This window comes from Nocardioides sp. (genome assembly GCF_047607185.1).
In the GTDB taxonomy this organism is placed as follows: Bacteria; Actinomycetota; Actinomycetes; order Propionibacteriales; family Nocardioidaceae; genus Nocardioides.
Window position 1 is genome coordinate 1 of sequence record NZ_JASGDQ010000130.1, and the last position, 23,277, is coordinate 23,277.

Annotated in this window: 20 protein-coding genes; 10 read left to right on the top strand and 10 right to left on the bottom strand. The window is 71.9% G+C overall.

Annotated elements, in window-relative coordinates:
* Positions 1-703, bottom strand: a 703-nt coding sequence (locus QM595_RS15260) for a hypothetical protein (protein WP_415172429.1), incomplete at its 3' end; no start/stop codon positions are given.
* 53 nt (positions 704-756) lie between these two features.
* Between QM595_RS15260 and QM595_RS15265 the strand changes: the two genes are divergently transcribed.
* Positions 757-2,739, top strand: coding sequence for a helicase-associated domain-containing protein (locus QM595_RS15265; RefSeq protein WP_415172430.1), 1,983 nt, complete (start codon positions 757-759; stop codon positions 2,737-2,739).
* 48 nt (positions 2,740-2,787) lie between these two features.
* Complete coding sequence (locus tag QM595_RS15270) at positions 2,788-3,582, top strand: crotonase/enoyl-CoA hydratase family protein (protein ID WP_415172431.1); 795 nt, start codon at positions 2,788-2,790, stop codon at positions 3,580-3,582.
* 40 nt (positions 3,583-3,622) lie between these two features.
* Here QM595_RS15270 and QM595_RS15275 read toward each other — a convergent pair whose 3' ends face one another.
* The gene (locus QM595_RS15275; protein WP_415172432.1) at positions 3,623-4,537 is read right to left on the bottom strand and encodes a hypothetical protein; all 915 of its coding nucleotides are present in this window, start codon (positions 4,535-4,537) and stop codon (positions 3,623-3,625) included.
* Between the two features lie 111 nt (positions 4,538-4,648).
* On the opposite strand from QM595_RS15275, the gene QM595_RS15280 reads away from it, so the two are divergent.
* On the top strand, positions 4,649-6,325 hold the full coding sequence (locus QM595_RS15280) for a DNA repair helicase XPB (protein WP_415172448.1): 1,677 nt from the start codon (positions 4,649-4,651) through the stop codon (positions 6,323-6,325).
* A gap of 172 nt (positions 6,326-6,497) precedes the next feature.
* Here QM595_RS15280 and QM595_RS15285 read toward each other — a convergent pair whose 3' ends face one another.
* The 4 genes from QM595_RS15285 to hrpA all read right to left on the bottom strand — a co-directional run bounded on the left by QM595_RS15285 (position 6,498) and on the right by hrpA (position 13,006).
* Positions 6,498-7,850 carry an ABC transporter substrate-binding protein gene (locus tag QM595_RS15285; RefSeq protein ID WP_415172433.1) on the bottom strand — a complete coding sequence of 451 codons (1,353 nt, stop codon included), beginning with the start codon at positions 7,848-7,850 and terminating at the stop codon, positions 6,498-6,500.
* A gap of 39 nt (positions 7,851-7,889) precedes the next feature.
* Entirely contained in the window at positions 7,890-8,360 is a 471-nt protein-coding gene (locus QM595_RS15290; protein ID WP_415172434.1) for a type II toxin-antitoxin system PemK/MazF family toxin, read from the bottom strand.
* A gap of 78 nt (positions 8,361-8,438) precedes the next feature.
* Positions 8,439-9,029, bottom strand: coding sequence for a hypothetical protein (locus tag QM595_RS15295; RefSeq protein WP_415172435.1), 591 nt, complete (start codon positions 9,027-9,029; stop codon positions 8,439-8,441).
* A gap of 107 nt (positions 9,030-9,136) precedes the next feature.
* Positions 9,137-13,006, bottom strand: coding sequence for an ATP-dependent RNA helicase HrpA (gene hrpA, locus QM595_RS15300; protein ID WP_415172436.1), 3,870 nt, complete (start codon positions 13,004-13,006; stop codon positions 9,137-9,139).
* A 146-nt stretch (positions 13,007-13,152) separates the two neighbouring features.
* On the opposite strand from hrpA, the gene crcB (QM595_RS15305) reads away from it, so the two are divergent.
* Both crcB (QM595_RS15305) and crcB (QM595_RS15310) read left to right on the top strand, forming a co-directional pair.
* Positions 13,153-13,620: a fluoride efflux transporter CrcB gene (gene crcB / locus QM595_RS15305; RefSeq protein ID WP_415172437.1), complete on the top strand. Its 468-nt coding sequence runs from the start codon at positions 13,153-13,155 to the stop codon at positions 13,618-13,620.
* Positions 13,617-13,976 (top strand): fluoride efflux transporter CrcB, encoded by a 360-nt coding sequence (gene crcB, locus QM595_RS15310; protein WP_415172438.1) that lies wholly within the window; start codon positions 13,617-13,619, stop codon positions 13,974-13,976. The genes crcB (QM595_RS15305) and crcB (QM595_RS15310) overlap by 4 nt, the downstream gene beginning before the upstream one ends.
* Here the strand turns inward: crcB (QM595_RS15310) and QM595_RS15315 are convergent.
* The gene (locus QM595_RS15315) at positions 13,952-14,734 is read right to left on the bottom strand and encodes a phosphatase PAP2 family protein (RefSeq protein WP_415172439.1); all 783 of its coding nucleotides are present in this window, start codon (positions 14,732-14,734) and stop codon (positions 13,952-13,954) included. The genes crcB (QM595_RS15310) and QM595_RS15315 overlap by 25 nt on opposite strands.
* A 65-nt stretch (positions 14,735-14,799) precedes the next feature.
* A complete protein-coding gene (locus QM595_RS15320; RefSeq protein ID WP_415172440.1) occupies positions 14,800-15,372 on the bottom strand; it encodes a TetR/AcrR family transcriptional regulator in 573 nt (190 codons plus the stop codon).
* A 101-nt stretch (positions 15,373-15,473) separates the two neighbouring features.
* On the opposite strand from QM595_RS15320, the gene QM595_RS15325 reads away from it, so the two are divergent.
* The 4 genes from QM595_RS15325 to QM595_RS15340 are packed head-to-tail and all read left to right on the top strand — an operon-like array spanning position 15,474 to position 20,056.
* A complete protein-coding gene (locus QM595_RS15325) occupies positions 15,474-16,979 on the top strand; it encodes a flavin-containing monooxygenase (protein WP_415172441.1) in 1,506 nt (501 codons plus the stop codon).
* Positions 16,976-17,806, top strand: coding sequence for an SDR family NAD(P)-dependent oxidoreductase (locus QM595_RS15330; protein WP_415172442.1), 831 nt, complete (start codon positions 16,976-16,978; stop codon positions 17,804-17,806). The genes QM595_RS15325 and QM595_RS15330 overlap by 4 nt, the downstream gene beginning before the upstream one ends.
* Before the next feature lie 27 nt (positions 17,807-17,833).
* Positions 17,834-18,964 (top strand): glutamate--cysteine ligase, encoded by a 1,131-nt coding sequence (locus QM595_RS15335; protein WP_415172443.1) that lies wholly within the window; start codon positions 17,834-17,836, stop codon positions 18,962-18,964.
* A 12-nt stretch (positions 18,965-18,976) separates the two neighbouring features.
* Entirely contained in the window at positions 18,977-20,056 is a 1,080-nt protein-coding gene (locus QM595_RS15340; RefSeq protein WP_415172444.1) for an FUSC family protein, read from the top strand.
* 52 nt (positions 20,057-20,108) lie between these two features.
* Here the strand turns inward: QM595_RS15340 and QM595_RS15345 are convergent, their stop codons facing one another.
* Entirely contained in the window at positions 20,109-21,176 is a 1,068-nt protein-coding gene (locus QM595_RS15345; RefSeq protein ID WP_415172445.1) for an LLM class flavin-dependent oxidoreductase, read from the bottom strand.
* A 100-nt stretch (positions 21,177-21,276) separates the two neighbouring features.
* Complete coding sequence (locus tag QM595_RS15350; RefSeq protein WP_415172446.1) at positions 21,277-22,437, bottom strand: site-specific DNA-methyltransferase; 1,161 nt, start codon at positions 22,435-22,437, stop codon at positions 21,277-21,279.
* Between the two features lie 25 nt (positions 22,438-22,462).
* Between QM595_RS15350 and QM595_RS15355 the strand changes: the two genes are divergently transcribed.
* Positions 22,463-23,038 (top strand): mismatch-specific DNA-glycosylase, encoded by a 576-nt coding sequence (locus QM595_RS15355; protein ID WP_415172447.1) that lies wholly within the window; start codon positions 22,463-22,465, stop codon positions 23,036-23,038.
* Positions 23,039-23,277: the final 239 nt, after the last annotated feature.

Below are 23,277 nucleotides of genomic sequence, written 5' to 3' on the forward strand. Positions count from 1 at the left end.
CCGGCGGGGCCGGGACGACCGGCGGGGCCGGGACGACCGGCGGGGGCGGCGGCACCGCCGGCGGCGCGGGGACCGGTGGCGGCGTCCAGGCCGGCGGCTCGCCGAGGGCCGGCTCCTCCTCGGGCTCGTCGGCGACGACCGGGATGGCGTCGGTGACCGGGTCGTCGTCGTACTCGGGCTCGTCGTACTCCGGCTCGTCGTACTCCGGGGAGGCGAGCGGCTCCGGGACGAGCTCGACGACGGGGGCGAGCCGGGGCTGGGCCGGAGCGGCCGCCGGGACCTCGATGCCGGCAACGCGGACCAGGCCGTCGACAACGCTGAGCGGCACGCCGCCGAGCACCTCGTCGGGCAGCGAGACGACGTAGTGGGTGACCTCGGTGAGGCTGCGCTCGACCCACATCGAGTCGGGGCTGCCCTCGACGGTCTCGGCGCCTAGCGCGGTGTCGAAGGTGGCGACGGCGTCACCGCGCACGACGACCCGGGTGAGGTCGTCGGCGGTGGCCAGCAGCACGAAGCCGGGCAGGGTGGAGAGGCCGCCGGCAACGAGGGCGTCGAGCACGGCGTCGAAGCCGGCGCCGTCGTCGATGAGCGACCACAGCAACCCGGCGCGGGTCTTCTCGGAGCCGGGCAGCAGCACCGTGGCGTGCTCGCCGACGACACCGAACCAGCTTCCGGGCTGGTAGGAGACGGTCCGATCAATCACGGGACCATCCCACCACATCGTGCCGCGAAACCTCTGCTACTACCGTTGGTGGGATGAGCGACGGTGTCGGATTCCGGTCGCTCGCCGACCAGGTGCGGGACTGGCCCGACGAGCGATTGAGCGCGCTGCTGCGCGCTCGCCCCGACCTGGCCACCCCGGTACCGCAGGACTCCGGGCAGCTCGCCTCCCGCGCGGCGACCCGGGCCAGCGTGGCGCGGGCGCTCGACGGGCTGACCCACTTCGAGCTGTCGGTGCTGGGCGCGGTGATGTCCTCGCAGCCGGTGGCCGTGGCAGACCTGGAGGCGCGTGGGCTCGGGCCGACTCTGGCGCTGCTGGCCGACCGCGCGCTGGTGTGGTCCTCGACGGCCGGACTGCGGGTCGTGGGCGGAGTGGCGGAGGTGCTGACGACCTTCCCGACGTCGACCTCCCCGACTCCTCCCGAGGTGCCGACCACCCCGCGCGAGGCCGGCCTGGTCGACAAGGTGGCCGCGGCCGCGGCGTTCGAGGCGGTACGACGCACCGAGCTGATGCTCGACGGCTGGGGTGCCGCACCGCCGGCCGCGCTGCGCTCCGGAGGCCTGTCGGTCCGCGACCTGCGGGCTCTGGCCGCCCGGCTGCACGCCGACGAGCCGGCCGCGGCGCTGCTGGCAGAGCTGGCGGTGGCGGCCGGGCTCGCGTCGACCGCCCCCGACGGCGACGGCAACCCGTGCTGGCTGCCGACCGACCTGTTCGACTCCTGGTCCTCGCAATCGGCCGAGGAGCGCTGGGCGCTGCTGGCCCGTACCTGGCTGACGATGCCGCGTACGCCCTCGCTGGTGGGCTCTCGGGACGTGGCCGGCAAGGTGGCCAACGCGCTCGCTCCCGAGCTGGTCGACCCCATCGTGGCGGAGACCCGGCGGCTGGTGCTGGAGGCGCTGGCGGCGCTGCCGCCGGGAGTAGTGCCGGCGGCAGGCACGGGGACGCCGGGAGTGGTCGCCCGGCTGGCCTGGCTGCGGCCGCGGCGGCCGCGGCACCGGGCCGACCAGGTGGTACAGGTGCTGACCGAGGCGGCCGCGCTGGGGGTCACCGGGCTGGACGGGCTGGCGTCGTACTCCCGGGCGCTGCTCGACGGCTCGACCCCGGCTCTTGCCGACCTGCTGCCGGAGCCGGTCGATCACGTACTGCTGCAGGCCGACCTGACCGCGGTCGCTCCCGGGCCGCTGGAGCCGGCGCTGGGCCGGCAGCTGCAGCTGCTCGCCGACGTGGAGTCGCGCGGCGGGGCCACCGTCTACCGGTTCACGCCGGCGTCGGTGCGGCGCGCCCTCGACGCCGGCTGGAGCGCGGCCGAGGTCCATGCCTTCCTGGCTGCGGCGTCCCGGACGCCGGTGCCGCAGCCGCTGACCTACCTCGTCGACGACGCCGCGCGCACCTACGGCTCCATCCGGGTCGGTCACGCCGAGGCGTTCCTGCGGGCCGACGACGAGACCGCCCTCATCGAGCTGCTCCACCACCCCCGGGCGGCGACCCTGGGGCTCCGGCGGATCGCGCCCACGGTGCTGATCTCCAGCACTCCGCTAGACGTACTGCTCCCCCGGCTGCGCGAGCTCGGTGCGGCACCGGTGGTGGAGGCGGCCGACGGCACCGTGCACGTCGCCCGGCCCGACCAGCTCCGGGCACGGACACCCCGGGAGGCCCGCCGGCCGTTGGCCGTCTCCGCCCGGGAGGGTGCCCGGGTGGCCGCCGTCGTCACCGCGATCCGTGCCGGTGACGCCGCCGCCGCGACCCGCCCCCACCGCGACCAGCTCACTCCGGCCGACGCGCTCGCGGTGCTGCGCGCCGCCGCCGACGCCGGCGAGGACGTGGTGATCACCTACGTCGACAACCACGGCACCATCACCGACCGGGTAGTGACGCCGCACCGGGTGGAGGGTGGACAGTTGGTGGCGCAGGATCACCGGGCCGACGACGTACGTGCCTTCGCGGTCCACCGGATCCGCGACGTGCGCTCCCTGGACCAGGGCCAGTCGGGGGCTGAGGCCGCTTCCGGGAAGCGCTGATCGACGGCGCCGCAGCCGGGATCGACCAGCGACTCTAGAGTGGGCGCCATGTCGCTGCTGATCGACCGTGAGGGGGCCGTCGAGACCTGGACCCTCAACCTGCCGGACCGGCGCAACCCGATCTCCGACCTGCCCATGATCGATGCGCTGGTCGACGCGCTGGCCCGCATCGACGGCGATCCCGGGGTGCGCGTGGTGATCCTCACCGGCGCGGGGTCGGCGTTCTCCTCCGGAGGTGACGTCAAGGCGATGGCCGAGCGGGCCGGGATGTTCGGCGGCAGCGAGGCCGACGTCGCCGCCGGCTACCGCGACGGCATCCAGCGGATCCCGCGGGCCTTCGCCGGCTGCGGCGTGCCGATCATCGCGGCGGTCAACGGCCCGGCGGTCGGCGCCGGCTGCGACCTGGCATTGATGTGCGACCTGCGGATCGCCTCGACGTCGGCGTTCTTCGCCGAGTCGTTCGTGAAGGTGGGGCTGATTCCCGGCGATGGTGGCGCGTTCCTGCTGCCGCGCGTCGTGGGCGCCGCCCGGGCGGCCGAGATGGCGCTGACCGGCGACCGGGTCTCCGCCGAGCAGGCGCTGGCCTGGGGGCTGGTGTCCGCGGTGGTGCCGCCGGACTCGCTGCTGGAGTCCGCCCGGGCCCTCGCGGAGCGGGTGGCGGTCAACCCACCGACGGCGGTGCGGGCCACCAAGCGGCTGCTCCGCGAGGTCGCCGGGCTCGGTCTGGACGAGGTGCTCGACCGGTCCGCGGCCCTTCAGGCGGCGCTGCACCAGACCGCCGACCATGCCGAGGCCGTCGCCGCCTTCGTCGAGAAGCGGACGCCGGTCTTCCCCGCCTTGTGACCAGAGAGTGACCTCAGGGACCACGAATCCTTCACAAGGCCTACGCCGCTCGCGGCACGCCGAGCATCGCCAGGTCCCGGGCGACGCTGTCCTGCTCGTCGCGCAGCTCGCGGCTGGTGCAGCGCACGACCAGCCGGTCCGGCGAGGTGAGCGCCCGCTGCCTGGCGATGTCCTCCTCCCAGCTCTCGGCGTCCATGTGGAAGCCGCCGTCGACCTCCAACACCAGGGTCCGGCCGTCCGGGAGCCGCCACTCGCAGTCGGTGAACCGCCATCGTCCGGTGCTGTCGCGGCGCTTGACCTGACGGGTCGGCAGGGCGAGCCCGTAGGTCCGGCACATCCGCGCCACGTCGATCTCGGCGACGGACTGGGCGCCGCCCGAGATGTCCGCGAGGGTCACGCGCAACAATGGGGCGCGGCGCAGCGGCGCCAGCTTGTCGAGCCATCCGGCCAGTGCCTCGGGGGTCGTCAGCTGTTGCTGGACCACGGCCGCGAGCACACCCCGGGCCGCCCGCTCCGAGGGCCCGCGCGCGGCCGCGAGCAGCACCGCCGGCTCGAGGCGACAGCGCGGCGGCTGCCGCTCGGCGTCGCGCAGCGTGGCGGTCCGTCGGGTGCGCACGAACTCGACGCCCTCGACCGGAGAGGGCCGGCCGTTGCCATAGGGCAGCAGGATGGTGACCACGTCACGCCGCCAGTTCCGCAACCCGGCCAGCTCGGCGGCGGTCAGGCCGCCGACCATCGCCCCGGGGCCGCCATGGAGCACGCCGGCCCACATCAGCTGGTCGCGCGTCAGCGTCCCGGTGAAGGTGGCGACGACCAGGGACGACACCAGCTGCCAGCGCTCGCTCCGGACCCGGTGCGCCACCGCCCACCGGTCGACTCCGGCAGCGGCGAGCTGGGCGCGAGTGATCACACCGGCCTGCGCCACCGCCGTCCCACGCCACTCCTCGGCTGCCATGACTCCATGCTCGGACGCCGAGCCGTCGACCGCGACTCGCTTTCCACAGCCGGCGCCTTGTGACCAGAGAGTGACCCGGGGGACCACGAATCCTTCACAACCCTCCGTAGGCTGGTCGTCGTGGATGGCCCCCTGATCGTGCAGTCGGACAAGACGCTGCTGCTGGAGGTGGACCACCCCGCAGCGGCCGAGGCGCGCAAGGCGATCGCGCCGTTCGCGGAGTTGGAGCGCTCGCCGGAGCACATCCACACCTACCGGCTGACCCCGCTCGGGCTGTGGAACGCCCGCGCCGCCGGCCATGACGCCGAGCAGGTCATCGACGCGCTGCTCGCCCACTCCCGCTACGCCGTCCCGCACAACCTGCTCGTCGACGTCGCCGAGACGATGGCCCGCTACGGCCGGCTGCGGCTGGAGAAGCACCCCGTCCACGGGCTGGTGCTGGTCTCCAACGACCGGCCGGTGCTGGAGGAGGTGCTGCGGGCGAAAAAGGTCGCCGGGATGCTCGGCAACCGACTCGACGACACCCTGCCTGACGAGTGGGGCGTGCTGGTGCACCCCTCCGAGCGCGGCAACCTCAAGCAGGCGCTGCTCAAGCTCGGCTGGCCGGCCGAGGACTACGCCGGCTATGTCGACGGCGAGAGGCACCCGATTGCGCTGGACGAGTCGAACTGGACGCTGCGGCCCTACCAGCGCGAGGCGGCCGAGTCGTTCTGGCACGGCGGCTCCGGGGTCGTCGTACTCCCCTGCGGCGCGGGCAAGACCCTGGTCGGCGCGGCCGCGATGGCGCACGCCTCGGCGACGACGCTGATCCTGGTCACCAACACGGTGAGTGCGCGGCAGTGGAAGGACGAGCTGGTACGGCGGACCTCGCTGACCGAGGACGAGATCGGCGAGTACTCCGGGTCGGTCAAGGAGGTCAGGCCGGTCACCATCGCGACGTACCAGGTGCTCACCACTCGCCGGAAGGGCGCCTATCCCCATCTGGAACTGCTGGACGCGCGGGACTGGGGGCTGATCGTCTACGACGAGGTGCACCTGCTGCCCGCGCCGATCTTCCGGATGACCGCCGACCTGCAGGCGCGGCGCCGGATCGGGCTGACCGCGACCCTGGTGCGCGAGGACGGCCGGGAGGGCGACGTCTTCTCACTGATCGGCCCGAAGCGGTACGACGCCCCGTGGAAGGACATCGAGGCCCAGGGCTGGATCGCGCCCGCCGACTGCGTCGAGGTGCGGGTCTCGCTGCCGAACTCGGACCGGATGGCCTACGCCGTCGCCGACCCCGAGGAGCGCTACCGGCTCGCCGCCTGCGCCCGCGAGAAGGTCTCGGTCGTCCGCTCGCTGGTCACCGCCAACGCCGGCCGGCCGACCCTGGTCATCGGCCAGTACCTCGACCAGCTCGCCGAGCTCTCCTCCGCCCTCTCGGCACCCGTGATCACCGGCGAGACCACGATCAAGGAGCGGCAGCGGCTCTTCGAGGAGTTCCGCTCCGGCGCGCTGGACCTCCTGGTGGTCTCGAAGGTCGCCAACTTCTCCATCGACCTGCCCTCGGCCGAGGTGGCCATCCAGGTCTCCGGCTCGTTCGGCTCCCGCCAGGAGGAGGCCCAGCGCCTCGGCCGCCTGCTCCGCCCCGGCACTGATCCCAACTCCGGGGCGAGCAAGGTGGCCCGCTTCTACACGATCGTCTCCCGCGACACCGTCGACGCCAACTTCGCCCAGAACCGCCAGCGCTTCCTGGCCGAGCAGGGCTACGCCTACCGGATCGTCGACGCCGACGACCTCGCCGTCTGAATCCCCGCTGAGGCGGGGAACAACAACAGAATGAACGGCGCCCCCAGCCTCACCGCTCAACTGGTCTCGGCCGGGCGATAGCCCGCCACCGAGACCCCTTGGAATCACTCATCGAGGCGTGACCACCGACGTCATCGGCCGGGCGCCGACGCCGCCCCGCCCGGGAGTGGGCTCACTCCTCGGGGGAGGCCGACGACGTCTCGGAGGGTTGCGGGAGCACGGTCCGTGAGGTCTCGTCGATCTCGGTCGTCAGTGCGTCGAGGTCGATAGTGGGTCCGTCCGCGAAGAGGTCGTGGACCGGTTGGGCGACGGCCTCCTGCAGCGAGTCCCATTCGTGGGTAAGCGGCAGGATGGTCATATTGCGCACGGTGTAGCTGTAGACGTCGGCGTGGAGGGGCTGCTCCAGCGGCTGCAGGAAGTCCTGGGAGAGGGCGACCTGCTGGTTGACCGGCACCAGATAGCCGGTCTGCGCGACCTGGGTCATCATCTGGTCCGAGGAGAGGGCGACCAGCAGGTCGGCGGCGTCCTCGATCCGCTTGGAGTCCTTGGACAGGCACAGGCCGGTGAAGTCGCCGACGGTGGCGGCGTGGTCGATCGACGGGAACGGCAGTACGTCGAAGTGGAGGCTCTTCACCTGGCGCAGCTCGGGCACCAGCGAGCGATCGCCGGCGATCATGCCGAGCCGGCCACGCTTGAACCAGTCCAGCGGGCTGCGCTTGGCGAGTTGCTGTGGAGTGAGGGTGAGGGCAGCATTGCGGAGCGTGCCGAGGGCCGTCCCGAGCGCCCCCCGGGTGCTGTCGTCGGAGAAGGCCAGCGAGGTCTGGTCGTCGTTGACGAGCTTGCCGCCGCCGGCGAGCACGAACGGCGCGATGCCGGTCAGCGTCTGGTCGAACCAAAACGCCCGGGCGCCCTTGCGCGCCGTCGAGGCGAACTCGGCGGCGGCGTTGAACTCGTCCCAGCTCCAACTGCGATTGGACGAGCCGGGCACCTCCAGCCCGGTCGCCTCCATCCGGGGGAAGTCGACCAGGTCGGTGTTGTAGTAGACGACCTGGGGCGAGACGCCGTACGGCATACACTGCAGCCGGTGCTCGGCGGAGAACGCCTCCAGCGCGGCCCGGGAGTACTCGTCGCCGAGGTCGACGGCGCGGGCGTCGAGGTAGTCGTCGACGGGCTCGACGGCGCCGGCGCTCCAGAGCTGCTCGAGGTCGCCACGGGAGATGAGGAAGACGTCGGGCAATGGCGCACCGGACTCGATGTCCTGCACCATCGCATCGTCGCTGGGCCAGGACTTGGTCGTCACGTCGGCGAGGTCGGTGCTGGCGTTGTAGGCACTCACCGTGCTGTCGTAGGCGGCGATCTCGGTGTCGTTGCCCCACACCCCGAAGGTCAGCTTCGCCGGGTCGTTGACCGGGGTGACCGAGGACGTCGACGAGCCCGTCGACGGGGCGGGATCGGCCTGGCTGCTGCAGGCGGTGAGCATCGCCGACACGCACGCGATCGCCAGCACCCCGCGCACCCGACCCATGACACCTCCGTTGCAGACAAGCCTTTCTACCCTACCGAGTCACGTCCTCGGCTCGTCGAGAGCGTGGAACCGGGCCGCCGCCCGGACCACCAGCCGGAAGATCTGCTCATCGAGGGCGGCTCCCTCGCGGCGTACCTTCGCGGGGTCCAAGACGATGAGGCGATCGAGCCGAACCTCGCTGGGCCGGCGCTCGCGGTCCCAGCCGCCCGCGCCGACGTCCATCCAGTAGCGGCCCCAGCGTGCCTCGTCGGCGGCGTCGCGGTCATGGTCCTTGCTGGTCAGCATCAGGCCGTAGAGGACCACGTCGTCGCGGCCGATGAGCAGCACCGGCCGGTCCTTGCCCTGACTCGGGTCGTCCTCGTAGGCCACCCAGGCCCAGACCACCTCACCCGGGTCCGGCAGGCCGTCGTGGTGCGGGGTGTAGCTGACCCGGAACCGTCCGGAGAGGCGACTCGTGAGCCGGCCGAGCCAGCCGCGAGGAGTGTGCACGCCGGACCGGGAGCGCCTCACGGCGCAAGGCCGCTCGTAGCGGCTGATTTTGGGACCCGGGGCTGCCACAGCCCGGCGTGCACGGTCAATGTAACCCCCTCAGGCCAACCGATGCTCCATTTCGGCATGACCGGCCTCCTCCAGCTGCTCGGCGAGGGTGAGCATACGGCTGACCTCGTCGTGGCCGGCCTCGTGCAGCGCGGCGCGGCCGTGGGCGATCACCCGCGCGAACGCGGCGGCCCGGAACAGCACGTCCGCGAAGTCGCTGTCGGCGATGCCGCGCAGCACCTCGTCGGCCATCTTCCTGATCTCGCCGGGGCCGGGTGGCTCGGCGACGCCGGCGACCACCCTCGCGACGGGAGCGTGGAGCCGACCGGCCTCGAACTCGCGGGCGGCGCTGACCGGATCGCGGTGTACCCAGTCGCGCAGCAGGAACAGTCGCCACAGACAGCCGGCCAAGGTGTCGGCGGGAGCGCCCGACCAGACCTCGGCGATCGTCTCGATGCCGTCGGTCTCGGCCAGGTGAAGGATCCGCTCGGCGACCTCGTCGTCGGCGCCCCGGGCGCCGCGCACCAGCAGGGTCGCCGCCCGGTCGGCCGCCTCCCGGACCAGCGCGGGATCGGCGCCACTCTCGATGGCCTCGAAGAACCTGTCACCCGGCGTCATCGGGCGGTGGTGCTGACGGGTCACGGAGCGACGATACCGGTCCCGTCTGCGACTCCGAGGCCGACGGAAACCCCCGTACGCTTCCGTCGACCTCGGCGTCTGCCGGAATGGCTACCCTTCAGTAAGGGGCGCTAAACCTGTGGGCCGAGGAATTTTCGGATCCGTGCGTCGGAAACCGTCACGGCGGTGCCGAGCTGCTGGGCCCAGAGGCTGACGCGGTACTCCTCGAGCAGCCAGCGCACCTCGCGCAGCCGCGGCCCCGGGGGCCGGCCCTCCGGCAGCGCGGCGAGCTGGTGGAGGTAGTGCTCCTGCAGGTCGCGGACCCGTGCCATCAGGTCGGCGTCGGCGCGGGGGCTCGCGTCGAGCTTGTCGCGGCGGGCGCGGAGCGCGGCGAGGTACGTCGGATAGCGCCGCAGCCAGGTCGACCCGGCCTCGGCGACGAAGCCGCCGGAGGGGGCGGCGGGAGCGAACAGCCGGTCGAGCTGGGCGCGCATGTCGGTGATCGCCGGCAGCTGGTAGACGTCGACCCGGCCGGAGAGCGCCTTGTCGGCCTCCCGGTAGCCGGCCAGTGCCCGCAGCGCGTCGGCCAGCACCGCCCGGACCGCGGCCTCCTGGTCCGCGGCGAAGGCGGCGCGCAGGACGTCGTACTCCTGCTCGGAGCGAGCCGGCGGCCGGGCGTCGACGACGGCGCGGGCGACGGCGGCGCGGCAGTCCTCGACCAGGTCGAGCGCCGTCGGGTAGGAGGTCGCGGTGAGCGCCAGCTTGTCGGCGGTGGGGAGCGCGTCGAGGATCCGTCGTGCCGGCGACGAGGTGGAGAGCAGCAGCAGCCTGGCCACGCCGAGCCGGTGGCGGGCCTCGGCCTCGTCGGTGGTGCCGACCACGCGCAGCCCCACCGAGCCCTGCCCGCTCGGGGGCAGCTCGTCCACCAGACAGGGGTGGACGGTGACCTCGTGGCCGGCGCGCCGCTCCGTCACCGTCGGGGCCAGCGCGCCGAAGGTCCACGTGGTCTGCCCGGTGGCGGAGAGGCCGGCGTCGGCGGCGACCTCGGCGATCGCCCGGTCGAACTCCCCACGCAGTGGCTCCTTGAGGGTGGCGAGGTCCTTGCCGCGGGCCTGCTCGCGTCCGTCCTCATCGAGGACCCGGTAGGTCGGTCGCAGGTGCTCGGGCACCTTGACCCAGTCCCAGGCCTCGCGCGCGATGACGACGCCGGCGCTCGCCCGCGCCCACCGCTCCAGCGCGTCGAGCAGCGGCTCCTCCCCCGGCGGTACGGCGGCCAGGAACTCGCGGGCCTTGTCGGGGGCCGGGACGAAGGAGACTCGCAGCGCCTTGGGCAGGCTGCGGATGAGGGCGGTGACCAGTTCCTCGCGCAGGCCGGGGACGTTCCAGGAGAAGTCGCCGTCGCCGACCCGGTTGAGGGTCGCCACCGGGATGTCGATGGTGACGCCGTCCTGCGCGGTGCCGGGCTCGAAGTGGTAGGAGATCGGGAAGGTCAGGCCGCCCCGACTCCCGGCCCCCTGCCACTGCTCGGGAAAGTCCGAGACGTCGACGTCGCGGGCCAGCATGGCCGGGTCGAAGGTGAGCAGGTCGGGCTCCTCCCGACGCCTGGTCTTCCACCACTGGTCGAAGTGGGCGCCGCTGACGACCTCCGCCCCCACCCGCGCGTCGTAGAAGTCGAAGAGGGTCTCCTCGTCGACCACGATGTCGCGGCGGCGGGCCTTGTGCTCGAGCTCTCGTGCCTCCTCCAGCAACCGCTGGTTGTCAGCGAGGAACCGGTGGCTGGCCCGCCACTCCCCCTGGACCAGCGCGTGCCTGATGAACAGCTCGCGGGCCACCTCGCGGTCGACCCGGCCGTAGTTGACCAGCCGATCGGCGACGATCGGAACGCCGTACAGGGTGACCGACTCGCGAGCCATCACCGCTGCCCGGCGACGCGACCAGTGTGGCTCGGAGTAGGACCGCTTCACCAGGTCGCCGGCGAGCCGCTCGGCCCACTCGGGCTTGATCGCGGCGACCTGCCGGGCCCACAGTCTGCTGGTCTCGACCAGCTCGCCGGCCATCACGAAGGGCGGGTTACGGCGGTGCAGCACGCTGCCGGGGAAGACGGCGAACCTGGTGCCGCGGGCGCCGAGGTATTCCCGCGGGCCGGGTCGCCTGCCCTTGGGCTCGGAGCGGGCGCGCTCGTCGAGCATCCCGAGGTGGGAGAGCAGCCCGGAGAGCAGCGCCTGGTGGATACCGTCCTCGTCGGTTGCCCCGGAGTCGGGCAGCGCGGCGGGCCTGCCGACCTCGATCCGCATCTCCTTGCAGACCTGCCGCAGCTGCGACTCGAAGTCCTGCCACTCCCGCACTCGCAGGTAGTGCAGGTGCTCGCGCACGCACATCCGCCGGAAGGCGCTCGAGGAGAGCTCTCGCTGCTGCTCCTTGAGGTAGCGCCACAGGTTGAGCCAGGTGAGGAAGTCGCTCGACTCGTGCTTGAACCGGGCGTGCGACTGGTCGGCGGCCGCCTGGCCCTTGGGGTCGTCGGGGCCGGGCCGCTCGCGGGGATCCTGCAGGCTCAGCGCGGCGGCGATCACGATCACCTCGCGCACACAGCCGAGCCGCTCCGCCTCGAGGATCATTCGGGCCAGCCGGGGGTCGATGGGCAGCCGGGCCAGCCGGCGGCCGAGCTTGGTGAGCCGGCCGCTCTGCCCATTTCCGGGGGCAAGCGCCGCCAGCTCCTCCAGCAGCTGGACGCCGGCCGTCACGTTGCGTCGGTCGGGCGGCTCGACGAAGGGGAACCGGTCGATCTCGCCCAGCCCGAGCGAGGCCATCTGCAGGATGACCGAGGCCAGGTTGGTGCGCAGGATCTCGGGCTCGGTGAACTCCGGGCGGGCCCAGAAGTCCTCCTCGCTGTAGAGCCGGATCGCGATGCCGGCCTCGACCCGGCCGCAGCGGCCGGAGCGCTGGTTGGCGCTGGCCTGCGAGATCGGCTCGATGGGCAGTCGCTGGACCTTGGTGCGGGCGGAGTAGCGACTGATCCGGGCGACGCCGGTGTCGATGACATACCTGATGCCGGGCACGGTCAGCGAGGTCTCGGCGACATTGGTGGCGAGCACGATGCGGCGGCCCCCCAAGGATCCTGCGCTGTGTGGGGAGAAGACCCGGTGCTGGTCGGCGGCGGAGAGCCGGGAGTAGAGCGGCACGATCTCCACCAGCCCCTTGCTCGGGTCGATCCGGAGCGCGGCGGTCAGCGCGTCGGCGGTGTCGCGGATCTCCCGCTCGCCGGGCAGGAAGACCAGGATGTCGCCGGGGCCCTCGGCGGAGAGCTCGCGTACGGCGTCGACGATCGCCTCGGTCTGGTCCCGGACCACCGGCTCGCCGTCCTCGTCGGTCTCCGGCAGCTCGACCAGCGGCCGGTAGCGGACCTCGACCGGGAAGGTGCGCCCGGACACCTCCACGATCGGCGCCGGCCCGCCCGTCCGCAGATCTGAGAAGTGGGCCGCGAACCGGTCGACGTCGATGGTCGCCGAGGTGATGATCACCTTCAGGTCGGGCCGGCGCGGCAGCAGTCGCTTGAGGTAGCCGAGCAGGAAGTCGATATTGAGCGAGCGCTCGTGGGCCTCGTCGATGATGATCGTGTCGTAGCGACGCAGCTCCCGGTCGCGCTGCAGCTCGGCCAGCAGGATGCCGTCGGTCATCACCTTGACCCGTGAGGCGGCCGACGTACGGTCGGTGAACCGCACCTGGTAGCCCACCAGCTCGCCGAGCTCGCCGCCCAGCTCCGTGGCGATCCGCTCGGCCACCGACCGAGCCGCGATCCGGCGCGGCTGGGTGTGGCCGATCATCGCGCCGCCGGCGCCGCGGCCGAGCTCGAGGCAGATCTTGGGCAGCTGGGTGGTCTTGCCCGAGCCGGTCTCGCCGGCGATGACGACGACCTGGTGGTCGCGGATCGCGGCCGCGATGTCGTCCTTGCGCTGGGTGACCGGCAACTGCTCGGGATAGGTGATCGCCAGCGCCTCGGACACAGTGGGACATTCTCCCATCGCGCGCCAGCCGGTTTGCTAATCTCGCCTCTGATGGCGGTGGGGCTCGCCGACAACCGCAGCGCCCGACAGCGTCGGATCTGCCAACAGTCCCTGCCTTGCGTTCGACGAGCAACGGTAGGAGAGCCATGTCCGCTGACGAGCAGTTCCCGGGCGTCGACCCGGACATCGACCTCAGGGTCGCCCAAGAGCGCCAGGAGCTCGACCGGCCGGCGCCCATCCTCGTCGTCATCTCTCTGGGCGGCATCCTCGGAGCCACGGCGAGGTACGCCGCCTCGCGGCTGTGGCCCGCCGACGGCTTCCCGTGGACCACGCTGGCGGTCAACGTGACCGGCTGCCTGCTGTTGGGCGTCCTGATGGCCTGGCTCGCCAATCTCGAGCGACCCCATCCCTTGCTCAGGCCGTTCCTCGGGGTCGGCATCCTGGGCGGCTACACCACCTTCTCCACCTTCGCCGAGGAGACACGAGTACTGCTGAGCGACGGACACGCGGGGCAGGCGCTCGGCTATGTCGTGCTCAGCGTCGCGGGCGGGCTGGCCGCCGTACTGGCGGGCCGCATCCTCCTCGCCCCGTTGCCGGCGAAGGAGATGTCGTGACCGCCTTCCTGTGGGTCGCCCTCGGCGCGACGCTGGGGGCGCCGGCGCGCTATCTGGTCGATCGCGCCGTGCAGTCGACCCACCAGACCCGGATGCCGTTCGGAACCCTGGCCGTCAACGTCCTCGGCTCACTGGTCCTCGGGCTCCTGGTCGGCGCCGAGACCGGTACGACGGCGGCCTTGCTGATCGGCACCGGCTTCTGCGGAACGTTGACGACCTTCAGCACGTTCGCCTTCGAGACGGTGCGGCTCATCGACGGCAAGTCCCCCGCGGTCGCGTTCGCGAATCTGGCGGGCCAACTCGCCGGCGGACTGGCAGCGGTCGCGCTCGGCTATCTCGCAGGCAGCGCGCTCTGATCCTCCTCGGCCTTGGCGCACGCCCGCCCCGGGCAGGGGCCCGGGACCAGCACCAGCGCGACACAGAGCAGCGCGACGGCCACGAAACCGTCGAGCCACCAGTGGTTGGCGGTGACCACGACCACGGCCACGGTGACGACGGCGTGGATGCGGGCCAGGAAGCCCAGCCACCACGGCCCGGTGCGGGTGACGACGACGGCGATGAGCACCGCCCAGCCGATGTGCAGGCTGGGCATGGCCGCGAACTGGTTGGCGACCTCGCCCATGGAGCCCTTGTAGGCCGAGGGGCCGATCGTGTTCATGGTGTCGATGAAGCCCCACTGCGGGAACATCCGCGGCGGCGCGGTCGGCATCAGCAGGTGGATGACCAGGGCGAAGGCCGTCAGCAGCGCGAGCAGGTTGCGGGCCCAGCGGTATTCGGGGAAGGGGCGGAAGAAGTAGCCGAAGAGCAGGAACGCCACGGTGAGCGGGAAGTGGACGCCGATGTAGTAGAGGTTGGCCATCCGGAAGAGGGTCTCGGAGCCGACCAGCGCCTGCAGGCTCGCCTCCGAGGGCAGCTGCAGCACCTGCTCGAGGTGGTGCACGGTCTTCGCGTTGCCGAACGCCGTCGCCCGCTCGCCGGAGGCCAGCACCCGACCCCAGTGGTAGCCCATCCAGAGCAGCGTCACCAGGGTCAGCTCTCGACCGGCGCGCAGCACCGCAGCACTCAACCCGGAGCGTCTCTCCAGTTGAGCGCGGCAGGCGGCGAGGTCGATCAAGGGCAGATCCTCGCAAGTCGACGACATGGCATCCGTCCCATACCCGCCATCGACGCGTGTGGAACCTATGAAATTCCTATCAGAGCGGGCAAGGCGGACACCAGCAGGGACAGCAGCTCGGCTCGGGTCATCTCGGTGGGCTCGGTCTTCCACACGATGACCAGCTCCTCCGCCATCGCCTGCCAGCCCCTGACCAGCAGCCGATGGGGCGCGGTGTCGGGGATCAGATCGGGGGCGGCGGCGAGGATCCTGTCGGTCAGCGCGGCCCGGGCCGAGTCGTAGATCTCGCTCATCACGGCGTTGCCGCTCTTCGCGCCGCGCACCAGCGACAGATAGCCGGCGAGGTTGTGGTCCACGAAGTCGACGTACGCCGCGATGGCAGCGCCCAGCCGCTCGATCGGGTCGGCGATCTCCGGCAGGTCGGTGCGCTCCATCAGGTCCTCGGCGGCCCGCCTGATGACCGCCTCCTGGAACTGCACCAGACCGCCGAAGTAGTGGTAGAGCAGCCCCCGTGAGATGCCCGCCTCGTCGGCCAGCAGGTCGACCGAGATCTCCTGGAAGGACCGGGTCGACAGCAGCCTGACGCCGAGGTCGAGCAGTTGCTCCTTGCGCTTGGCGGGAGAGAGTCGAGTGCGCACCCCCGCACTCTATTGACATCTGTTCAATAACGCCAGTACGGTCCCTTCCCATGACCACAGCTCCGCCGAGAGGTCCCGAATCGCCCTCCGAGAGGTCCCAGATGGCCCGACCTGTCGACCACGTCATCGTCGGCGCCGGCTTCGGCGGCCTGTGCGCGGCGATCAAGCTCGACGAGGACGGCGAGCGCGACTTCGTCGTCATCGATCGCGGTGACGAGGTCGGCGGCACCTGGCGCGACAACGACTACCCCGGTGCCGCCTGCGACGTGCCCAGCCAGCTCTACAGCTACTCCTTCGCGCCCAACTCCGAGTGGTCGATGAGCTTCTCCCCGCAGCCGGAGATCCTGGCCTACATCCACCGAGTCGCCGAGTGGGCCGGCGTGCTGGACCGGGTCGTGCTGCGCACCACCGTCACCGCGGCCGACTGGGACGAGGACCGGCAGCGCTGGATCGTCACCGCCGAGGGCACAGCGGGCACGACGACGTACGTCGCCCGCACCCTCATCGTCGGCCCCGGCCCGCTCTCCGAGCCCCGGCTGCCCGACATCCCCGGCATCGAGTCGTTCGAGGGCGAGCTCTTCCATTCCGCCCGGTGGCGTCACGACGTCGACCTGACCGGCAAGCGGGTCGCCGTCATCGGCACCGGCGCCAGCGCCATCCAGATCATCCCGGAGATCCAGCCGATCGCCGGTCACCTCGACGTCTACCAGCGCACCGCGCCCTGGGTCATCCCCCGCAACGAGCACCACTACACGCCGCTGGAGAAGCTCGCCTTCCGCCACGTGCCCGGCCTGCAGAAGGCGGCCCGGACGGCGATCTACTGGGGCCGCGAGCTCTACGTGCCGGCCTTCACCAAGGCTCCCGGGCTGGCCGCGCCCGCCAAGACGATGGCGCTGCGCAACATCCGCCGGGGCATCAAGGACCCCGAGCTGCGCCGCAAGGTCACCCCGACCTACGAGATCGGCTGCAAGCGCATCCTCATCTCCAACCGCTACTACCCCGCGCTCGACGCCGACAACTGCGACCTGGTCACCGAGGGGATCGAGCGCATCGAGGGCAACGCGATCATCGGCCGCGACGGCACCCGCCGCGAGGTCGACGTGCTGATCGTGGCCACCGGCTTCGAGACCACCGACATCCCGGCCGCCCACATCGTCCGGGGCCGCGGCGGCGAGCTGATGGCCGACCGCTTCGCCCGGACCGGCATGGCGGCGTACAAGGGCTCGACCATCCCGGGATTCCCCAACCTGTTCTTCGTGATCGGCCCCAACACCGGGCTGGGCCACTCCTCGATGGTGTTCATCATCGAGTCGCAGGTGCAGTACATCCGCGACGCGCTGCGCACCATCCGGGTCAACGAGTTCGCCACCGTCGAGCCGACCGAGGCGGCCTTCGAGGAGTGGAACGCCGACCTGCAGCGCCGGATGTCCACCACCGTCTGGAGCACCGGCGGCTGCTCGTCGTGGTATCTCGACGAGCACGGCCGCAACACCACGCTGTGGCCGCGCACCACGTTCATGTTCCGCCATCTGCTGCACACCTTCGACGTCGAGAGGTACGTCGTCGGGGCAGCCGAGCCCGCCGAGCTGGAGGTCGTCACAGCATGAAGTCGCTGAAGGACAAGGTCGTCGTCGTCACCGGGGCCGGCTCCGGCATCGGCCGAGCGCTGGCGATCAACCTGGCCCGCCGGGGCGCGCTGCTGGCGCTCTCCGACGTCAACCAGCAGGGGCTCGACGAGACCGCCTCGCTGCTGCCCGCCGGCACCTCGGTGCACACGGCACTGCTGGACGTCGCCGATCGAGCGGCCTTCACGGCGTACGCCGCGGAGGTGATCGAGCACTTCGGGGGGGTCAACGTCGTCGTCAACAACGCCGGCGTGGCGCTGTCCGGACGGGTGGCCGACCTGGAATGGCAGGACATCGACTGGATCATCGGGATCGACTGGTGGGGCGTCGTACACGGCACCAAGCTGTTCCTGCCCGCGATCATCGAGTCCGGCGACGGCCACGTCGTCAACATCTCCTCGCTCTTCGGCCTGCTGGCCATGCCCGACCAGGCGTTCTACAACGCCGCCAAGTTCGCGGTCCGCGGCTTCACCGAGGCGCTCCGCGAGGAGATGCTGATCGACGGCCACCCCGTCGGCGTCACCTCGGTGCATCCCGGCGGGATCAAGACCGCCGTCGCCCGCAGCGCCCGGGTCTCCAGCCGCGACGACCAGGTCGCGACGGCCAAGTTCTTCGACGAGAAGCTGGCCCGGATGTCGCCCGAGCGGGCCGCCGAGATCATCGTCCGCGGCATCCTCAAGAACCAGGCCCGGGTGCTGGTCGGCCTCGACGCCCACGCGTTGCACAACTTCGCGAAGTTCACCGGCTCCCGCTACCAGGACATCGTCGCGATCGGTGCCAAGTTCGTGATGCCGAAGAAGACTCCCTGACCCGCTTGGTGCGTGGGAGGCTGAGACATGCGGATCGCCTTCCATGCCTCCCCCGAGCCGACGCTCGGCGTCGAGTGGGAGCTGGCGCTGGTCGACCGGGCCAGTCGCGACCTGGTCAACAACGCGCCGCACCTGTTCGCACGGGCCAAGGCCCGGATGGCGGATCCCTCGCGGGTCCATGCCGAGTTCATGCGCAACACCGTCGAGCTGGTGACGGGGGTCTGCGGCACCGTCCCGGAGGCGATCGGCGACCTGCGCCAGACGCTGGAGTCCGTCGTACCCGCCTGTGACGAGCTGGGCATCGACCTGCTGGGCGCGGGCACCCATCCGTTCGCGTCCTGGTCGTCCCAGGTGCTCTCGCCGGGCCCGCGCTACGAGAAGCTCGTCGACCGCACCCAGTGGTGGGGCCGGCAGATGCTGATCTGGGGCGTCCACGTCCACGTCGGGCTGCCGGCGCCGGAGCGGGTGATGCCGGTGCTGGCCGGGCTGCTCACCTACTATCCCCACTTCCAGGCGCTGTCCGCCTCCTCGCCGATCTGGGCGGGCGTCGACACCGGCTACGCCTCCAACCGGGCGATGATGTACCAGCAGCTGCCGACCGCCGGGCTGCCGTTCCAGTTCGAGACCTGGGAGCAGTTCGAGTCCTTCACCGCCGACCAGACCACGACCGGGGTGATCGAGGACGTCTCGGAGATCCGGTGGGACGTGCGGCCCTCGCCGAGGCTGGGCACCCTGGAGAACCGGATCTGCGACGGCGTCGCCACCTTCGAGGAACTCGGCGCGCTGGTGGCGCTGGCGCACTGTCTGGTGGTCGACCTCGACACCCGGGCAAGCGCCGGCGAGCCGCTGACCACGCTGCCCCCGTGGCATGTGCAGGAGAACAAGTGGCGGGCGGCCCGCTACGGCCTCGACGCCATCGTGATCCTGGACGCGGACTCCGCCGAGCGGCCGGTCACCGAGGACCTCGCCGACCTCCTGGACCGGCTGGCGCCGACGGCGGAGCGGCTGGGCTGCGGCGCGGAGCTGGCCGCGGTGGCCGGGCTGGTCTCCGGTGGTGCGTCCTACCAGCGGCAGCGGCGGGTGCTGGCCTCGACCGGCGGCGACCTCGTCGCGGTGGTGGACTCCGTCGTGCGGGAGCTACGCGCCAGCCTGGGCTGAGATCATGGGGCCATGGCAGATCTCGACGTCCGGCTGGCGCGCTGGCGAGCCAAACGCTGGGCGATCGCACAGTGTGCGGTGGCCGCCGGGGTGGCCTGGCTGATCGCCGAGCAGGTGCTCGGCCACACCGCCCCGGTGTTCGCCTCGATCGCCGCCGTGGTGAGCCTGGGGACGTCGTACGGCCAGCGGCTGCGGCGGGTCGCCGAGGTCACCGTCGCGGTGGCGCTGGGGGTCCTCCTCAGCGATCTGCTGGTGCGCTGGCTCGGCGGCGGCGCGTGGCAGATCGTGATCATCGTCGGGCTGGCGATGTCGATCGCGGTCACCCTCAACGTCAGCCAGCTCTTCGTCAACCAGGCGGCCGTGCAGAGCATCTTCGTCGCCGGCCTGATCCCCTCGGCCGGCGCCGCGTTCACCCGGTGGACCGACGCGCTGGTCGGCGGCTGCGTCGCTCTCGTCGCGGCGACCGCGGTGCCGGCCGCGCCGCTGCGGCGACCCCGGCAGCAGGCCGCGGTCGTGGTGCGCAAGATCTCCTCGCTGCTGCGGGCCGCCGGCGAGGTCATCCTGGAGGCGGACCCGGTCCACGGCATGGCGGTGCTCACCGACGCCCGCGCCACCGACGGCCTCATCCGCGAGCTGCAGATGGCCGCCGACGAGGGCATGGCCGTCGTGGCGTCCTCGCCCTTCCGGGTGCGCCATCGTCCGCACGTACGACGGATGGCCGAGCTCGTCGACCCCCTCGACCGTGCCATCCGCAGCACCCGGGTGCTGGTCCGGCAGGTGGCGGTGGCCGCCTACCGGGGCCGGCCGATCCCGGAGTCGTACGCCGCACTGGCCTTCGACCTCGCCGACGCCACCGACTCCCTCGCCGACGACCTGGCCTCCCACGAGCTCGCCGACGGCGAGCTGGCCGAGGCCGCCCGGCCGGCGCTGCTGGCGGTCGGCGAGTCGTCAGGGCTGGTGGAGCGCTCCGAGGTGATCAATGCCGAGGTGGTGCTGGTGCAGCTGCGCTCGGTGATCGTCGACCTGCTGCAGCTGACCGGGATGGGGCAGTACGAGGCGACCGACGCGCTGCCGCCGACCCGGCCCGCCTAGCCCGGGCACCTGACGTTCCGCACGCTCGCACCGGCGTGTCGCGTGCAGAATGTCAGGTGCCCGGGACCAGGGAGGCGAGTCGCTGCCGCACGGCCGGCAGCAGATAGCGGCCGGTGTCGATGGTGGCGTCCAGGTCGCCGACGCTCGGCAGGCTGATGATGTCGGCGCCGAGCGCCACGTAGTCGAGCAGCGAGTCGGTGATGGTGTCCGGGGTGCCGACCAGCAGCGACGAGGCGCCGCCGGCACCGGCGATGCCGCGCGGGATCCACAGGTTGCGGTCGTGCCGCTCGGAGGCCGCGGCGATCTCCTGCAGCCGCACCGAGCCGACGTTGGTCCGCTGCTCCCCGGACGCCGCCCACTGTCGGCCCTCGACGCCGGCCACCAGCCGCTCGGCCTTGGCCCAGGCGAGTTCCTCGGTCGCGGCGATCACCGGCCGGAAGGTGACCCAGAACCGGATCTCGCCGGGGTCGCGGCCGACCTCCTTGGCGCGGGTCCGCACCCGCTCGATCTGCTCGGCCGTCTCGCGCAACGGCTCGCCCCAGAGCGTGAAGATGTCGGCGTACCTCGCCCCGGCGTCGATCGCCTCCGCCGAGGCGCCGCCGATGGAGATGGGCAGCGGGCCGCCCGAGAGTGGCTGGGAACCAGGCCCGAAGTCCTCGAACCGGTAGAACTCGCCCTGGTGCGAGATCGGCTCCTCGGCGGTCCAGATGCGGCGCAGCAGCTGGATGTACTCGGCCGAGCGGGCATAGCGCTCGGCCTTGTCGAGGTAGTCGCCCTGCCGGCGCTGCTCGGCGTCGCTGCCACCCGAGATGATGTGGACGATGGTGCGGCCGCCGCCGAGCTGGTCCAGGGTCGCCAGCGCCTGCGCCGCGACGGTCGGGTGGGCGATATTGGGCCGCAGCGCCACGACGGTCTTGAGCCGGCTGGTCCGCGCCAGCACTCGCGAGGCCACCCCGAAGGGGTCGATGCCGTCGGAGCTGTAGCCGAGCAGGGTGTAGTCGAAGCCGTAGTCGTCGAGGGTGCGGGCGAACCGGTCGGCCGCGACGGGGTCGATCGACTTGCGCCGCGCCGCCCCCTTCTGGGTGATCCCCTGCAGAAACGAATGGACGAACTCGACCACCGGCTCGGCTCCTCTCCTGGCGTCCTCGACACGAGGCTAGGAAGTACGCCGACCCGGCGTCCAATACCAGATCCGGACCCTCACGCATCGCGTTGCGCGATCAGTGGCGCCGCTCGTCGAGTCCCCCGCCGAGCGCGGCGGCGACCGCCCGCAACCGGGCCCGGGTGATGTCTGCGACGCTCGCCAGCCCGGCGTTGAACGCGTTGGAGCCGACCCGGGTGGGCTCGGCGGAGTTGACCGAGAGGCAGCTGCGGGAGCCGCCGTCGGCGACATTGGCCAGCGCGACGGCGTGGCCGGTGGTGCCGGAGCCGGCGAAGAAGTCGATGACCCGGGCGTCGGCCGGCATGGTCGCCAGGATCCGGCGCACCAGCCCCGTCGGCTTGGGCGACTCGAAGACGTGCCCGACCAGTGCCTTGAGCTCGGCTACGGCGGTGTCGGTGGAGCCGATCTCCTCGGCCAGCCAGATGGTGCGCAGCTTCTTCCGGCGGCTCTGGCCGTCGGCGGCATGGAGCCAGTCGCGCTGGAAGACGTCGACCCGCTCGCCGTTCCGCCCCTTGACGAGCCGGCAGACCAAGTCGTCGGGGCGCTCCTCGATCAGCGGCCGGGACCAGCGCCACACCGCCGGGGAGCCGTCGCCGAAGACCGGCTTGATCGCCACGGAGCCCTCGAACGGCCTGGTCGCCACCCGCCCACTCGCCGGGTCGCCGTACACCTCGAAGGCGAGGGTGGGCGCGGTGACCGGGTTGAACTTCTTGTTGGTGTTGCGCAGCGGCAGGTGCCGGAACCGTCTCCCATCCCCCGCGGCCAACGGGAAGTCACGCTCGTCGACGAGGTCGGGGCTGCTGGCGTCGAGCGCACACGCCTTGGCGTCGCGGGCGTAGACCAGCACATACTCGTGTGAGGTCGCGAAGCCGCCGCCGAGCTGGCGGCCCTTGGGGTTGAGGTTGACCACGAGCTGCGCCAGGAAGCAGTCCTCCCCGAACACCTCGTCGAGCAGCAGCCGCAGGTGGGCCGCCTCGTTGTCGTCGATGCTGACGAAGATCGCGGCCCGCTCGCTCATCACCTCTCGCGCGGCCAGCAGTCGCGGCCGCATCATCGCCAGCCAGGCGTCGTGACGGCCCCACCTGTCGGCGTACGCGAAGTCGTTGCCGGTGTTGTAGGGCGGGTCGATGTAGACCAGGTCGAACCGCTCCCCCGCCGCCGCGAGCGCGTGGAGGACGTCGAGATTGTCGCCCTCGACGAAGGTGTTCCACGGCTCCACGGACTCAGGCTAATAGGGTGCGCCCGTGCCCCAGTTCACCCGCGCCGAGCTCGAGTCGTTCCGCGACGCCGTCGTCCCCGACCTGCTGGGGCCGGGCCTGAGGCTGCTCTTCGTCGGGATCAACCCCGGGCTGTGGACCGCGGCGACGCAGACCCACTTCGCGCATCCGGTCAACCGGTTCTATCCGGCGCTCTACGCCGCCGGCATCATCACCCGGCCGATCCAGCCCACCGGCATGTCCGACGAGGACCGCGCCCACCTGATCTCGCGCGGCGTCGGCATCTCCAACCTGGTCCACCGGGCCACCGCCCGCGCCGACGAGCTCTCCCGAGCCGAGCTGACCGAGGGCGGCGCCGCGCTGCAGGCACTGGTACGCCGGGAGCGGCCTGCGGTGGTGGCCATTGCCGGGATCACCGCCTACCGGACCGCCTTCGGCCTCCCCAAGGCGGCCGCCGGACCACAGCCGCCCGACCTGATCGGCGACTGGGGCGAGGCCGAGGTCTGGGTCGTCCCCAATCCGAGCGGCCTCAACGCCCACGAGACGGTCGCCTCACTGGCCAGGGCCTACGCCGAGCCAGCCCGCGCCGCCGGCCTCCTCTAGCCCTCCTCTAGCCCCCCTCTAGCCCGCGAGTCGGCAGAAGTGCTGGTCTGAGAGCCGCCGAGTCGGCAGAAGTGCTGGCTGTACGGAGCCCGAGTCGGCAGAAGTGCTGGCAGTCGACCTGCACTTCTGCCGACTCGCGCCCTCTGAGACCCGCACTTGTGCCGACTCGCGGGTTAGTTGAAGGAGTGGTCCTTGCCTGCGATGGTGAGGCCGTCCTGGACCACGAAGCCGTGGCCGGC